The organism is Montanilutibacter psychrotolerans (assembly GCF_003719825.1).
GTDB classification, from domain to species: Bacteria; Pseudomonadota; Gammaproteobacteria; order Xanthomonadales; family Xanthomonadaceae; genus Montanilutibacter; species Montanilutibacter psychrotolerans.
On record NZ_RIBS01000003.1, the window covers coordinates 505,780 to 519,707 of the forward strand.

Genomic DNA, 13,928 nt, shown 5'->3' on the forward strand with positions numbered 1-13,928 from the left:
CTCGCTGAACGCCCGCGGTCCTGGCCGCGGGCGTCAACACATTGCCGCGGCGTTTTCGCGGCACCATGCCCGGCCCGAAACGGCCCTGCGGAGCCAATCCTTCATGGCCAAGAATCTCCTCATCGTCGAGTCGCCCGCCAAGGCCAAGACGATCAACAAGTACCTGGGCAAGGACTTCACCGTCCTGGCGTCCTATGGCCACGTCCGCGACCTGGTGCCCAAGGAGGGTGCAGTCGATCCCGACAACGGCTTCGCGATGCGCTACGACCTCATCGAGAAGAACGAGAAGCACGTCGATGCGATCGCCAAGGCCGCCAAGGGCGCCGAGCACCTGTTCCTGGCGACCGACCCGGACCGCGAGGGCGAGGCGATCAGCTGGCACATCGCGGAGATCCTGCGCGAACGTGGCCTGCTCGAGAACCGCACGCTGCAGCGCGTGGTGTTCACCGAGATCACCCCGCGCGCCATCAAGGAAGCGATGGCCAACCCGCGCGACATCGCAGGCGACCTCGTCGATGCCCAGCAGGCGCGCCGCGCGCTGGACTACCTGGTCGGCTTCAACCTGTCCCCGGTGCTGTGGCGCAAGGTGCAGCGCGGGCTGTCGGCCGGTCGCGTGCAGTCGCCGGCACTGCGCATGATCGTCGAACGCGAGGAGGAGATCGAAGCCTTCGTCGCGCGCGAGTACTGGTCCATCGAAGCCGAGTGCGCGCATCCGTCGCAGGCATTCACCGCTCGACTGGCCAAGCTCGACGGCAAGAAGTTCGAGCAGTTCACCGTCACCGACGGCGATACCGCCGAAGCGGCGCGCAAGCGCATCGTCGCGGCCGCAAACGGCGCGCTGCACGTCACCGACGTCGGCAGCAAGGAGCGCAAGCGTCGCCCGGCACCGCCGTTCACCACCTCGACGCTGCAGCAGGAGGCCGCGCGCAAGCTCGGCTTCACCACCAAGCGCACGATGCAGGTTGCGCAGAAGCTGTACGAGGGCGTGGCGCTCGGCGAGGAAGGCACGGTCGGCCTCATCAGCTACATGCGTACCGACTCGGTCAACCTGTCGGCCGATGCGATCGATGAGATCCGCGACGTCATCGCCCGCGACTACGGCACCGGCGCCCTGCCGGACAAGCCCAACACCTACAAGGCCAAGGCCAAGAACGCGCAGGAAGCCCACGAGGCGGTGCGCCCGACCTCGGCGTTGCGCACGCCCACGCAGGTGGCGCGATTCCTCGAGGACGATGCGCGTCGCCTGTACGAACTGATCTGGAAGCGCACCGTGGCCTGCCAGATGGTGCCGGCCACGCTCAACACGGTCAGCGTCGAACTCGCCGCCGGCAGCGAGCACAGCTTCCGCGCCAGCGGCACCACCGTGGTCGACCCGGGCTTCCTGGCCGTCTACGAGGAAGGCAAGGACACCAAGGGCGCCGAGGACGAGGACGAAGGCCGCAAGCTGCCGCTGATGAAGACCGGCGACCGCGTGCCGCTGGACCGCATCCACACCGACCAGCACTTCACGCAGCCACCGCCGCGCTTCACCGAAGCGGCGCTGGTCAAGGCGCTCGAGGAATACGGCATCGGCCGGCCGTCGACCTACGCCTCGATCATCCAGACCCTGCTGTTCCGCAAGTACGTCGAACTGGAAAGCCGCAGCTTCCGTCCATCCGACGTCGGCCGTGCGGTCAGCAAGTTCCTGTCCGGACACTTCACCCAGTACGTCGACTACGACTTCACCGCACGGCTCGAAGACGAGCTCGACGCGGTGTCGCGCGGCGAGGAAGACTGGATCCCGCTGATGGAACGCTTCTGGACGCCGTTCAAGCAGCTGGTCGAGGAGAAGAAGGATTCGGTCGACCGCAACGAAGCCACCGGTGCGCGCCAGCTCGGTACCGACCCGAAATCCGGCAAACCGGTCAGCGTGCGCCTGGGTCGGTTTGGACCGTACGCGGCGATCGGCGCCATCGAGGACGAAGAGGAAAAGCCGACGTTCGCCTCGCTGCGCCCCGGCCAGAGCATGCACACCATCTCGCTCGAGGACGCGTTGGAGCTGTTCAAGCTGCCGCGCAAGCTGGGCTTGGACAAGGACGAGGAAGTCAGCGTCGGCATTGGCCGCTTTGGTGCGTTCGCCAAGCGCGGCAGCGTGTATGCCTCGCTGAAGAAGGAGGACGACCCCTACACCGTTGACCTCGCGCGTGCGGTGTTCCTGATCGAAGAGAAGGAAGAGATCGCCCGCAATCGCATCATCAAGCAGTTCGAGGGCAGCGACATCCAGGTGCTGAACGGCCGCTTTGGCCCGTACATCAGCGACGGCAAGCTCAACGGCCGCATCCCCAAGGATCGGGAGCCGGCATCGCTGACGCTGGAAGAGGTCACCCAGATGATGGCCGACACCGGCAAGCCGATGCGCAAGGGCTTCGGCAAGAAGGCGGCGGCGAAGAAAGAACCGGCCAAGAAGGTCGCCAAGAAGGCCGCAACCAAGGCCCCGGCCACCGCTGCGGTGAAGAAGGCGGCAAAGAAGGCGACGAAGAAAGCCGTGAAGAAGGCGACCAGCAAGACCGCGACCAAGACCGTTGCCAAGAAGGCGGCGAAGAAGGTCGTGAAGAAGGCCGCCAACGACGCCGCACCCTTCTGAACCCGATGCCGGCGATCGCCACCACCGATCGCCGTCGTCTCCGGAACCGTGCCCGCCACGGTCCGCATCGGGAGCCTGCCGGCTGGCAGGCGTCCCGCCCCACCTCGAACGCCCGGTCACCGGCGAACAGGCTGCCCGCATGTCCCTCGCACTGACGATCCCCGAAGCCGCCGCGGCGCTGCGCCGTGGTGCGGTGCTGGCCTACCCGACCGAAGCGGTCTGGGGATTGGGCTGCGATCCGTTCGACGAAGGCGCGGTGACGCGGCTGCTCGCGATCAAGCAACGTGCACGCGACAAGGGACTGATCCTGGCGGCAGCCAGCGCCACGCAGTTCGACGGGCTGCTGGACTGGGAGGCGCTGCCCGACGCGCGCCGCGACGCGGTCCTGGCCAGCTGGCCGGGCCCCAACACCTGGATCGTGCCGGTCACCGCGCGCGTGCCCGCATGGATTCGCGGAAGCCACGCCGGTGTCGCGGTCCGCGTCAGTGCGCATCCGGTCGTGGCCGCGCTGTGCACGGCCTTCGGCGGGCCGGTGGTGTCGACCAGCGCCAATCGATCGGGCGAGCCGCCCGCGTTCGTCCGCAATGCGCTGGACCCGGCGCTGCTGGCGCTGATCGACGGCGTGGTCGAAGGCGAAACCGGTGGACTGGCATCGCCAACGGCGATCCGCGATGCCCGCAGTGGCCTGGTCCTGCGCGACTGAAGCCATCGCCGGTGCACCTAGCATTCGCGCCCGTTTCACGCCGACGTTGCCAGCATGACGCGCCACGGTGCGCCGCACCGCCTGCCTGGAGACGATGACATGCCAACCCGAACCAAGCTCCTGACCCTCACGCCGCTACTGGCATTCGCGCTGGCCTTCGCCGCGCCCGCCAGCGCGCAGGACACCGCACCGCCGGAAATGAGCGCCGAACAGAAGGCGATGATGGACGCCTGGCAGAAGGCTTCCACCCCGGGTGCGCAGCACGCGCAGCTGGCCGAACACTTCAGCGGCAGCTGGACCACCAAGATGAGCGCCTGGATGGATCCCGCCACGCCGCCGGCCGTCGAGATGGGCAAGACGGTCAACACCCCGGTACTGGGCGCCCGCCAGTTGCGCATGGACTACAGCGGCATGTTCATGGGCCAGGCATTCGAAGGGATCGGCTACAGCGGCTACGACAACGTCAAGGGCAAGTACTTCAGCAGCTGGACCGACAACATGTCGACCGGCATGGCCATGCTGGAAGGCGACTACGACGCGGCCAGCAAGACCTACACCTATCGCGGCGAAATGGCCGACGCGATGAAGCCCGGCACGATGACGCCGATCCGCGAGGTGGTGCGTGTGGTCGACAAGGACCACCACGTGATGGAGTTCTACGAGACCCGCGACGGCAAGGAACGCAAGACCATGCAGATCGAGTTCAATCGCGCGCAATGAGCCGACCGGCCCGTGTGTGGGCCTCGCACCGGGCGCTGCGCGGACAATCTGAATGCCGCCTCGACCGGAGGACGCCTTCCGGCGGGCGGCGCTACCACCGGACGCGCGATGGGGCGCAAGATGCGGGCATGAAGCTCCACCGTGCCACCTACCTGTTGTTGGCCCTGTGCGCTGCCTCCGCAGCGCACGCCGGGGAGGTCACCATCTACCGCTGCACCGACGCGCAGAACCGGCTCACGCTGCGCGACACCCCGTGTGCCAAAGGCGAGCGCCAGCAGGTGCGCGCGATGGTGCGTCCGGTCGATGCACCCGCACGACCGCGCCCGGCACCGGTCGCACCGCAGGCGCCGGCGACACTGGCGCCGCACGTGGTCTACCTGCAACCGCCGCGCACGATGTACGAGTGCACAGGCGCCGACGGCCAGACCTACACCAGCGACAACGGCGACGGCAGTCCGCGCTGGGTGCCGTCGTGGACCTACGGCTATCCCGTCTACGCCGGACTGGACCGTCATGACACCGGGCGAGCACGCATCGTGTACCGTGACCGCCACGTCCGCGCTGGCATCGATCTGGGCGGACCGCGCCATCGACCGCTCCTGCCGGCCGGCGTCGTCCATTCGACCGGAAGCTGGGTTCGCGATGCCTGCCACCCGCTGCCGCAGCAGGAAGTCTGCGCGCGCCTGCGTGACCGCCGTTACGAATTGATCCGTGCCTACAACAGCGCGCTGCAGAGCGAACGCGCGCGCATGGATAATGAGCAGCGCGGCATCGATGCCCGCCTTGATAACGATTGCGGAGGAACCTGATGCGCGCGTGGATGTCGTTGCCGGTACTGGTACTGCTGTTGTCCTCCGGCGTCGCAACTGCGCAGCAGGAAGTGGTGATCTACAAATGCACCGACGCAAGCGGTGCGCAGACGTTCCAGAACAACGAACGCTGCCCCAAGGGCAGTCGTGAGGAACGCAAGGTGCTCGAAGCACCGACGCCCTCGTACGCCGCACCGGCCTACGTGCCTCCTCCCATGCCCGCCTCGCCCGCCGCCGCGCGACCGGCAGCGTCCGCAGCGGCAGCACCGCCCCCGGCGGTCTACGACACCGCGTCCGACGTCGAGCGCCTGCCGCCGCCGGTGCTGTACGAATGCACCACCTATGACAAGGATCGCTACCTCAGCGAGAGCGGCGAGGCGCAGCAGCGCTGCGCGCCGTTGGCCACCAGCGACCTGGGCGGCTTGTCCGGCAGCGGCGGCGCCAGCTCCTGCCAGATGGTCAGCGACCGCTGCCAGCGCATTCCCGATGGCGCCGTGTGCGCGGCCTGGAAGCAGCGCCTGGGCGAGGCCGAAGCCGGCCTGCGCTTTGGTCGCAGCGAAACACGCGAGGTGGTGCAGGCCGAACGCGATCGCGTTGCGCGCATCGTCGCCGAGAGCACCTGCGCGCAGGCGGCCAAGCCTTAAGGCCTGCTTCTAGTCACTTGCCCGTGCTCCGCCACGGGCGTGGGCCGTCGCGGAACCGGCCCGGCATCGCGACACCGGGATGTCAGAACCCGTAGCGCAGAAATCCGCCGTCCACCGCGATGCATTCGCCGGTCACGTAGCTGGCCGCGGGCAGGCACAGGAATGCCACCGCGGCGGCGACTTCCTCCGGCTCGCCGATGCGGCCCAGCGGCGTGCGCAGCAGCACCTCATCGAGATAGTCCGGATCGGCCAGCCGGTCGGACGTGCGACGCGTGCGGATGTACCACGGCGCCACGGCATTGACGCGCACGCCATCCTCGGCCCATTCGACCGCGAGGTTGCGCGTCATCTGGTGCATCGCCGCCTTGCTCATGCCGTACGGCGCGCCGGTGCGCACATGGGTCAGCCCCGACACGCTGCCGACGTTGACGATGCTCGAGGCGGCGTGGCGGGTCAGCAGCGGGTGCGCGTAGCGGGACAGCTCGAATGCGGCGAACAGGTTCACCTCGAACACATCGCGCCATTCGTCATCGGCGTAGTCGGTTGCCGGCTTGCTGATGTTGGCGCCGGCATTGTTGACGAGGATGTTGAGCGCGCCCTCGCCGTAATCCTCCACCCAGTCGAGCAGCTCGCGCCGTTGCTCGTCGATGGCGACATCGGCAACGAAGCTTTCGATATGGCGTTCGGGAAAGTCTTCGAGCAGCTCGTTGCGCGCGATGTCCAGCGCGGCGGCGTCGCGCGCGGCCAGCAGCACGTCGGCACCGAAACCGAGCAGCTCGCGGGCGATGGCACGACCGATGCCGGCGCTGCCGCCGGTGACCAGCGCCAGTTGTCCATCCAGTCGCCAACGCTTGGGATCCATGCCTGCCTCGTTCGTGCGCCGCCGCTCGCGGCCGGGCGTAGCATAGCCTCCGACCCAGCCGAGGAGCCCGACATGTCAGCCAGCCCGATGCACGTGGCAAACCCGCTAACCGCCGCCGTGCTGTGCGCCGTGCTGCTTGCGTCGGCCGCATGCTCCAGGCCACAGCCGCCCGACAAGGATCAACCGCCCGAGCCGCAGGCCAACACCGAACTGCGCGAAGCGATCCAGCAGCCGATCGACCAGGCCAAGGCTGCCGACGCCGCGGCACGCGAAGCGGCAGAGGCGCAACGCGCCGCCATCGAGGCCGCTACCGGCGACTGACCGAGGCTTGCGTCGGCATTGCGCGCGTCGGCTTCGCCGGCAGTAGCGGACACCACCGCGCTCCGAGGGTACCGACGGCATCGACGGCCATCGTCCCGGATGCCTCGCGGGATTTCCCGCGCACCGAACCCACGCCCCAAAAAACAACCCCGGCCTGGGCCGGGGTTGTGCGTTTCTCAGGGCCGGTTGGCAACGCGCGATGGCGCCCGGCGCACCCGACTCACCAGCCGCAGAAGCAGTACGCCAGCGATTTCACCGGCACGCCCTGGGTGCGCTGGATCGAGCCTTCGAGGAAGCGCAGGTCGGCAGCCGCCTGCGGGGCCGCCTTGGCCAGCAACGCGCGGGCCATGCCCGATTCGCGCAGCCACGCCGAACCCATCCGGCTTTCCGCCAGGCTACCGAACAGGCGGGCGAACGGCGGCGTGATCTTCTCGACGTAACGCACCTGGTAGTCGTCGGTCTTGCCGAGCTTGGCGCGCGCGGCGACATCGTCGATCGCCGCCTGCAACCCGCCCAGTTCGTCGACCAGACCGCGTTCCTTCGCCTGCGCACCGGTCCACACGCGACCACGCGCCACGGCGTCGACCTGTTCGACCGGCTTCTTGCGCGCCTGCGCCACCTTGCCAGTGAAGTCGCGGTAGCCCTTGTCGATCACCGACTGGATCACGTTGCCCACGTCCGGATCGAGCGGGCGGGTGATGTCGAAGGCACCGGCGAATCGCGTGGTGCCGACGCCATCGGTGTGCACGCCGATCTTCTCGAGCGCGCGCGGAATGGTCGGGATCAGGCCGAAGATGCCGATCGAACCGGTGATCGTCGACGGATCGGCGTAGATCCGATCAGCGTTCATCGAGATCCAGTAGCCGCCCGACGCCGCCAGGTCGCCCATCGACACCACGACAGGCTTGCCGGCCGCCTTGAGTGCCACGATCTCGCGGCGGATCTGCTCGGAAGCGAACACCTCGCCGCCGGGCGAGTCGACGCGCAGGACCAGGGCCTTCACGTCCTCGTCGTCGCGCGCCTCGCGCAACAGCGCGGCCGTCGATTCGCCGCCCACGGTGCCCGGCGGCTGCTCACCACCGGTGATCTCGCCCTCGGCCACCACCACCGCCACCTTCGGCCGGCGGTCGACCGCCGCCAGCGAGGCGCGATCGATGTGGGCCAGGTAGCCCTCCAGCGACACCTGGCGGAAACCGCCCTCGGCGTCTGCGTCTTCGGCACCGCGCTCGACCAGCAGGTCCTCGACCTGCTCGCGCGTCTTGAGGCCGTCGACGAGTTTCTGCTGCAGCGCGTACTTGGCCAGGTCGCCCTGCACCGCCGCCAGGCCGGCGGAGAACTGATCGATGCCGGTGGCCAGCTGCGCGGCGTTGAGCTTGCGCGCCTTGGCGATGTCGCCCAGGTAGCGCTGCCACACGTCGTTCATCCAGAACAGGTCGGCTTCCTTGGATTCGGCCGATGCCGCATCGAGCACGTACGGCTCGGCCGCGGACTTGTACTCGCCGACCTTGAACAGGTGCACATCGACGCCGAGCTTGTCCTGCAGGCCTTCGCGGAAGTACTGGCGATAGCGGCCGTAGCCTTCCAGCAGCAGCCCGCCCATCGGGTCGAGGTAAAGCTCGTTGGCCTGCGCCAACAGCAGGTACTGCGACTGGCCCACGTTCTCGCCGAAGCCGACCACCTGCTTGCCGGCGGCCTTGACGCGGCCGATGGCCGCGGCGAGTTCGCGCATCGAAGCGGGGCCGCCGCCGGCGAACTCGTCCAGGCGCAGCAGCACGCGGTCGATGCGCTTGTCGCTGGCGGCGCGGTCGAGCGCGCGCACGAGGTCGCGCAACTGCACCTCATCCGCATCGTCGCCGAAGGCCTTGGCCAGCGCGCGGCTCATCGGGTCGCTGCTGTACTGCTCGACCAGCGCGCCCTTTGGTGCAATCACCAGGACGGTCTTGTCGAGCAGCGGCGTGCTGCGATCGCCGATCAGGATCGCCAGCATGAACAGGAACAGCAGGCCAAAGAACAGCAGGTTGAAGAACAACCGCCGTACGAAGTTCATGCCATCCCAGATGCCGATGGCGACCAGTGCGATCGGACCGCGGCGGGGCTTGTCGTTGCTCATTCGATTGCTCCGAGAACAGGCTTGCAGACTAACGGTTCACGCCGCGGGCTTCATCGGCCATTGGTCACCGGGACCGGCGACATCGTCCGCGCGGGCGACAGCGCGCGGCTGGACCGCACGAAACGCGTACTCAGCAACACCGCGGCAACACTCAGGCCACCGATCAGGCCGATCCACATGCCCTTCGGCCCCCAGCCCAGGCCCAGGCCGAGACCGGCGCCCAGCGGCATGCCGATGCCCCAGTAGGCCAGCGCCGCCAGCAGCATGGGCATGCGCGTGTCCTTGAGGCCACGCAGCGCGCCGGCCGACAGCACCTGCACGCCATCGGGAAACTGGAACGCCGCCGCGTACAACAGCAACGAGGCCGCCAGACCGGCAACGGCGGCATCGCGCGTGTAGAAGCTCACCAGCAGGTCGTTGCCGGCCAGCAGTGCCAGCCCCGACAGCAACTGCGTGCCCAGCACGATCGCGTAACCGGCGTAGGCGGCGCGCCGCACGCCATCGGCGTCGTCGCGACCCAGCGCGTGGCCGACGCGGACGGTGGTCGCCTCGGCCAGACCCATCGGGATCATGAAGCACAGGCTGGAGACGTTGATCGCGATCTGGTGCGCCGCCACCGGCACATCGCCCAACCGGCCAATCAGCAGTGCGGTGGTGATGAACAGACCACCTTCCATCGCCACGGTCACGCCGATCGGCAGGCCGGTGGCCAGCAGGCCGCGCAGCACCGGCCATTGCGGCGCATCGAAATGCGCGAACAGGTTCAGCGAGGCGAAACGACGCGCGCGCCACAGGTACACCGCGAACGCGATCGCCTGCGCCCACATCATCACCGACGACGCGATACCCAGACCGCCCGCACCCAGTGCCGGCAGGCCCCAGCGCCCCCAGGTCAGCGCGTAGCCCAGCGGGATCAGCAACAGCAGGCCGCCGAAGCCCAGCAGCATGGTGGGCAGCGTCCAGTGCAGCCCGTCGCTGAGATAGCGCATGCACAGGTACAACGTCAGCGCCGGCACACCCCAGCGGATGCCGTGCAGGAACGCCGCGGCGCCCGGACGGATCGCCTCGGCGATGCCCATCGGCGCCAAGGCGTGGACGGCCAGCGACATGAAGGCGAACAACAGCACGCCCAACCCGAGCGCCAGCCACAGCGCCTGGCGGAACAGCGGGCCGATCGCATCGCGGCGGCCACTGCCGTCCAGTTGCGAGACCGATGCGGGCAACGCCATCAACGTGCCCATCGGCACCATCATCGGCAGCCAGAACAGCGCGGTGCCCACGGCCACCGCGGCCAGCGTGTCGGTGCCGTGGTGGCCGGCGATGACGCTGTCGACGAAACCGATCAGACCGGTCGAGAGATGGCCGAGCACCAGCGGCGCAGCAAGGACGGCGGAGTTGCGGATTTCGCGCGCGAGCGTGGGCGCGGAGGATTGGACGGCGGGGGAAGACATCAAGACAACCAGACGCGTGGCTGCGGTCGCGCGGCCGCAACGAGATGGCGGGCGCTGGCACCGGGACACGGCGGACGGCTATCTTAACGATCTCCCCGTGAATGCCCGCCGCGAAGCCGCGAACCATGAGTAGCCCCTCCTCCGCGACCGATCACGGACACGCCACGCCAGCTGCGTGCGAGAACTGCGAGACACCGCTGCATGGCCACTTCTGCCATGCCTGCGGCCAGTCCGTGCACAGCCCGGTGCGCAACTTCGGCCATGCGGTCGAGGAGGTGTTCGAGTCGTTCTGGCACCTCGATGGCCGCATCTTCCGCACCTTGCGCGGACTGCTGTCGCCGGGCCGGGTCGCGATCGGCTACCTCGCCGGCCATCGCGCGCGCTATGTCGCGCCGTTGCGGCTGTTCGTGATCGTGACTGTGCTGACCTTCTTCGTCGGCCAGTCGGTGATCCATTTCGACAGTCCCATCAAGCCGACGGTGGAACTGGACGACGGCGGCGATGGATCGTCCATCGAGACCGCCAGGACGCAGGCCGAGGTCGATACCCGCCTCGAAGAAGGTCTGAACACGCTGACGCAGGCGCGCACGGCGATGGAAGTCACGCCCGTCACGGCCGCCCGCACCGCCGGGATGAAGGCGCTCGACGTCAGCGCTGCCGCGCTGCGCGAACAGGCCCGCAGGCGCAGCCAGGCACTGCAGGCCGCCGGCAAGGCCGCCTCGACCGGCGACACGCGCGCGTCCAACGCGATCCCGGCCAGCAAGCCCGCGCCGGCGGTCCCCGGCGCGGCGTCCAAGCCTCCGGGCGACGACGTCGCGGCCACCGACACCGGGCCCAAGGCCGGCGCCGGCACTACCGCGGCCGACGGCAAGAACAAGGACGACGTGATGGGGGAGGTGTTCTCCCAGGGCGTCAACCCGTGGCACGAGACGCGCAACCCGTTGCGGGTGGAGTGGCTGCCGGCATTCGGCAATCGCTGGCTCAACCGCCAGATCGGCCGGGCGCAGCGCAACATCCCGCGCTTCAAACAAGACCCCGAGCTGTTCAAGAACGCGATGATCGGCGCGATCCCGTCGGCGTTGTTCGTGCTGGTGCCGGTGTTCGCGCTGCTGCTCAAGCTGGGCTACATCACCACCGGCCGGGTCTACCTGGAGCACCTGGTGGTGGCGCTCTACAGCCATGCCTATCTGTGCCTGGCGGTGCTGGTGATGTTCCTGCTGATGGCGCTGATGGCCTGGCTGGAAACGCATTGGTCGCCGGGCGTCGTCCTGGTCGGCTTCGCCGAGTTCTTCCTGTGGTGCTGGATGCCGACCTACCTGTTGCTGATGCAGAAGCGGGTGTACGGGCAGGGCTGGTTGCTGACGCTGACCAAGTTCCTGACGCTGGGCTTCCTGTACTTCTTGCTGATGACGCTGGCGATGCTGTTCGTGATCATCGCCGGCGTGGTGCGCGCGTGAGCGGCGTGATCTACGAGGTCAACCTCGACATCGACGCGGCCATCGAACACGACTACCGCGCCTGGCTGGCCGCGCACATCGACGAGATCCTCGCCCTGCCCGGTTTCACGGCGGCACGATTGTTCGAACAGGATGAACCCGCTGCCGAGCCGGGCCGGCTGCGGCTGTGCGTGCAGTACACGCTGGTCGACGCCACCGCGTTGGCCACTTACCTGGCCGAGCACGCACCGCGCATGCGCGGGGAGGGCATTGCCCGCTTCGGCACGCGATTCAGCGCAACGCGACGGGTGCTGCGCGAGACGACACGCTGACGGTTACGCCGTCCGGGTAGACGCGGCGCTACCAAGTGCTGGTACCGGTTCGGGCGCAATGGCGATCGCAACCGCGATCACCGCCGTCGGGCGGTCCAATCGCCTACTGGTCCAGGCGACGCCAAAGCCACGCAGCGCGGTTGCCGCTGCTGGTGGCCAGCAATTCCTTGCGCAACGCCGGGCGGTCCTGCGGGGCGGTGCGCTGCACCAGCACCGCCAGATCGGCGCGCTGTGCCGGCGTCATGTCGCGCAGGCAGTGCAGCATCGGCGCGTGTTCGGCCTCGGGCAGCTGGGCCAGCAGTGGCTGCAACCGGGCGTAGTCCGGGCCCAGCACCGGGCCGAGCAGCCAACCGCGTTGCAGGCGTCGGTCCAACGCATCGAACTGCGCGCGCAGTGCCTTGCGCGCGTCGTCGGGCAGCGTCCGATAGGTCGCGGCGGCAGCGGCGACCTGCTCGCGCTCGGCGTTCGGCAGCGCCTGCCAGGCCAGGTAACGCTCGCGTTGGCGGCCTCGCTCGATCGCGGGCAGGCGATCCCAGGCGGCGGCGCGGCGGGTGAACGCGGCGCGCTGCGTCGGCGACCAGCTCGCCCATTGCGCGGATTGCCGCTGCAGCGCGTCGCGCGCGGCTGCGGGCAGGCGGTCCAGCACCGCAGCGAACTCGCCCGGCACCGCGGCGATCGCGCTCCCCACCAACACCAGGCTCAACAACGCCCCGGCCAGTGGACGCCCGGTCGACCGGACAGATGTCGCGCGGCGGGAGGCCGGATCCTCAGAGCAGCGCATCGGTCTCTCCCGGCGCGTCGGCCGCCGGCTCGGTGCCGTCGACCACCGGAGCGGCCTCGTCGGACAGCCCCGGATCGACCGGCGCCTGCCCGGCCAACCAGGCGTGGAAATCCAGGTCGGTCGACGCGGCCAGCCCGTCCGGGTCGGCCAGCAGGGCGAAATCGGGATGGGAGATCAGTCCAGCCTCGACCCCGTAACGCGCCAGCGGCGGCTCGGCCACCGCCAGCGAGCGCACGGTCACGCCGCCGAATTGCTGGCCAAGCAGGCGATCGAGGGGCCAGAAGAAGGTTGCCGTGAAGGCCGCCGCGCATGCCAGCAGCAATAGCCACAGCAGGGCCAGCAACCCGCGCCGCGACCAGGAGCGCGCCGGGCGACCCGTCGACCGCCCGGCAGGTGCGGCGGTCGATGCCTCCGGCGCACCGGCCAGCACCGCGTCGCGGGCCTGGCCCAGCGCGAGCAGCCGTTGCGGCGAAAGGATCTTGATGCGGCGCTGGACCTGGTCACGCAGTCGCTGCCAGGCCAGCGGGTCGGGCTCGCCGTCCGGGCCATGCGGCAGCGCCCGCTGCAGGGCCACCCGGTAGGCCGGAACCGGCACCCCGAGCGCCGCGGCGGCCTCGCCTTCGGACAATCCCGCGGCCAGCCGCAGCAGCAGCGCCGCACGCGGCCCGCCGCCCAGCTCACCCAGGTTGTCGGTGGCATCCAGCGGCAGCGACACCGGGGTGCGCTCGCGCAACCGCGGCTCGGCCAGAAGCAGCGCCCAGAACCGGCTCGGCCAGTCGCTCATGGCCAGGTCGGCGGCCTCGGCCCGGAAATGGCGCATCGCCGCGATCACCACCGCGTCGCCGGCCGCGGCATCGCCGGCCTGCAGCTCGGCCAGCACCGCCGCGCGACGTTCCACGCCACGCAGGAAAGCCGACAACGCCGCCGGCGCGGCGGACCATGACGAGGGGGAGACGTGGGTCATCGGAAGGGTTTCACCATGCCCGCATGATAGCCACGCCGCCCCCACGATTAACGCTTGACAACCCGTCGCGACGGGCGCGAGCAAAGCCCGACGCGGCTTGTGGGCAAAAGCGGTTGTGCACAGCAGTAACGGAACCGTAACCCGGAGGCTGTCAAGCCCCATCCGGGACCGT

At 69.1% G+C, this 13,928-nt stretch carries 13 protein-coding genes; 8 read left to right on the forward strand and 5 right to left on the reverse strand.

Annotated features, from left to right (window positions below):
- Positions 1-103: 103 nt before the first annotated feature.
- The 5 genes from EER27_RS09070 to EER27_RS09090 all read left to right on the forward strand — a co-directional run bounded on the left by EER27_RS09070 (position 104) and on the right by EER27_RS09090 (position 5,499).
- Positions 104-2,623, forward strand: a complete 2,520-nt coding sequence (locus EER27_RS09070; protein WP_123087701.1) for a DNA topoisomerase I — start codon at positions 104-106, stop codon at positions 2,621-2,623.
- Positions 2,624-2,762: 139 nt separating this feature from the next.
- Entirely contained in the window at positions 2,763-3,326 is a 564-nt protein-coding gene (tsaC, locus tag EER27_RS09075; RefSeq protein ID WP_123087703.1) for an L-threonylcarbamoyladenylate synthase type 1 TsaC, read from the forward strand.
- A gap of 99 nt (positions 3,327-3,425) precedes the next feature.
- Positions 3,426-4,046, forward strand: coding sequence for a DUF1579 domain-containing protein (locus tag EER27_RS09080; RefSeq protein ID WP_190285716.1), 621 nt, complete (start codon positions 3,426-3,428; stop codon positions 4,044-4,046).
- Positions 4,047-4,174: 128 nt separating this feature from the next.
- A complete protein-coding gene (locus tag EER27_RS09085) occupies positions 4,175-4,855 on the forward strand; it encodes a DUF4124 domain-containing protein (RefSeq protein WP_123087707.1) in 681 nt (226 codons plus the stop codon).
- Positions 4,855-5,499: a DUF4124 domain-containing protein gene (locus EER27_RS09090; RefSeq protein ID WP_123087708.1), complete on the forward strand. Its 645-nt coding sequence runs from the start codon at positions 4,855-4,857 to the stop codon at positions 5,497-5,499. Before EER27_RS09085 ends, EER27_RS09090 begins: the two co-directional genes overlap by 1 nt.
- 82 nt (positions 5,500-5,581) lie before the next feature.
- Here EER27_RS09090 and EER27_RS09095 read toward each other — a convergent pair whose 3' ends face one another.
- On the reverse strand, positions 5,582-6,361 hold the full coding sequence (locus EER27_RS09095; protein WP_123087709.1) for an SDR family oxidoreductase: 780 nt from the start codon (positions 6,359-6,361) through the stop codon (positions 5,582-5,584).
- Positions 6,362-6,433: 72 nt separating this feature from the next.
- Here EER27_RS09095 and EER27_RS09100 point away from each other — a divergent pair, with 72 nt between their 5' ends.
- Complete coding sequence (locus EER27_RS09100) at positions 6,434-6,682, forward strand: hypothetical protein (RefSeq protein WP_425480826.1); 249 nt, start codon at positions 6,434-6,436, stop codon at positions 6,680-6,682.
- Between the two features lie 220 nt (positions 6,683-6,902).
- Here EER27_RS09100 and sppA read toward each other — a convergent pair whose 3' ends face one another.
- Positions 6,903-8,792 carry a signal peptide peptidase SppA gene (sppA, locus tag EER27_RS09105; protein WP_123087713.1) on the reverse strand — a complete coding sequence of 630 codons (1,890 nt, stop codon included), beginning with the start codon at positions 8,790-8,792 and terminating at the stop codon, positions 6,903-6,905.
- A gap of 50 nt (positions 8,793-8,842) precedes the next feature.
- Positions 8,843-10,243 carry an MATE family efflux transporter gene (locus EER27_RS09110; protein WP_123087715.1) on the reverse strand — a complete coding sequence of 467 codons (1,401 nt, stop codon included), beginning with the start codon at positions 10,241-10,243 and terminating at the stop codon, positions 8,843-8,845.
- Positions 10,244-10,368: 125 nt separating this feature from the next.
- Between EER27_RS09110 and EER27_RS17080 the strand changes: the two genes are divergently transcribed.
- Positions 10,369-11,700 (forward strand): DUF3667 domain-containing protein, encoded by a 1,332-nt coding sequence (locus tag EER27_RS17080; protein WP_190285717.1) that lies wholly within the window; start codon positions 10,369-10,371, stop codon positions 11,698-11,700.
- Positions 11,697-12,011 carry a DUF4286 family protein gene (locus EER27_RS17085; protein ID WP_190285718.1) on the forward strand — a complete coding sequence of 105 codons (315 nt, stop codon included), beginning with the start codon at positions 11,697-11,699 and terminating at the stop codon, positions 12,009-12,011. Before EER27_RS17080 ends, EER27_RS17085 begins: the two co-directional genes overlap by 4 nt.
- A gap of 103 nt (positions 12,012-12,114) precedes the next feature.
- Here EER27_RS17085 and EER27_RS09125 read toward each other — a convergent pair whose 3' ends face one another.
- Positions 12,115-12,705: a DUF3106 domain-containing protein gene (locus EER27_RS09125; RefSeq protein ID WP_223807253.1), complete on the reverse strand. Its 591-nt coding sequence runs from the start codon at positions 12,703-12,705 to the stop codon at positions 12,115-12,117.
- A 73-nt stretch (positions 12,706-12,778) separates the two neighbouring features.
- Positions 12,779-13,756, reverse strand: coding sequence for a hypothetical protein (locus EER27_RS09130; protein WP_123087719.1), 978 nt, complete (start codon positions 13,754-13,756; stop codon positions 12,779-12,781).
- Positions 13,757-13,928: the final 172 nt, after the last annotated feature.

Excerpts from the sequence above, each read along its gene's own strand:
- EER27_RS09070 (WP_123087701.1), top strand. The coding sequence starts at position 104 with ATGGCCAAGAATCTCCTCATCGTCGAGTCGCCCGCCAAGGCCAAGACG.
- tsaC (WP_123087703.1), top strand. The coding sequence starts at position 2,763 with ATGTCCCTCGCACTGACGATCCCCGAAGCCGCCGCGGCGCTGCGCCGT.
- EER27_RS09080 (WP_190285716.1), top strand. The coding sequence starts at position 3,426 with ATGCCAACCCGAACCAAGCTCCTGACCCTCACGCCGCTACTGGCATTC.
- EER27_RS09085 (WP_123087707.1), top strand. The coding sequence starts at position 4,175 with ATGAAGCTCCACCGTGCCACCTACCTGTTGTTGGCCCTGTGCGCTGCC.
- EER27_RS09090 (WP_123087708.1), top strand. The coding sequence starts at position 4,855 with ATGCGCGCGTGGATGTCGTTGCCGGTACTGGTACTGCTGTTGTCCTCC.
- EER27_RS09095 (WP_123087709.1), bottom strand. The coding sequence starts at position 6,361 with ATGGATCCCAAGCGTTGGCGACTGGATGGACAACTGGCGCTGGTCACC.
- EER27_RS09100 (WP_425480826.1), top strand. The coding sequence starts at position 6,434 with ATGTCAGCCAGCCCGATGCACGTGGCAAACCCGCTAACCGCCGCCGTG.
- sppA (WP_123087713.1), bottom strand. The coding sequence starts at position 8,792 with ATGAGCAACGACAAGCCCCGCCGCGGTCCGATCGCACTGGTCGCCATC.
- EER27_RS09110 (WP_123087715.1), bottom strand. The coding sequence starts at position 10,243 with ATGTCTTCCCCCGCCGTCCAATCCTCCGCGCCCACGCTCGCGCGCGAA.
- EER27_RS17080 (WP_190285717.1), top strand. The coding sequence starts at position 10,369 with ATGAGTAGCCCCTCCTCCGCGACCGATCACGGACACGCCACGCCAGCT.
- EER27_RS09130 (WP_123087719.1), bottom strand. The coding sequence starts at position 13,756 with ATGACCCACGTCTCCCCCTCGTCATGGTCCGCCGCGCCGGCGGCGTTG.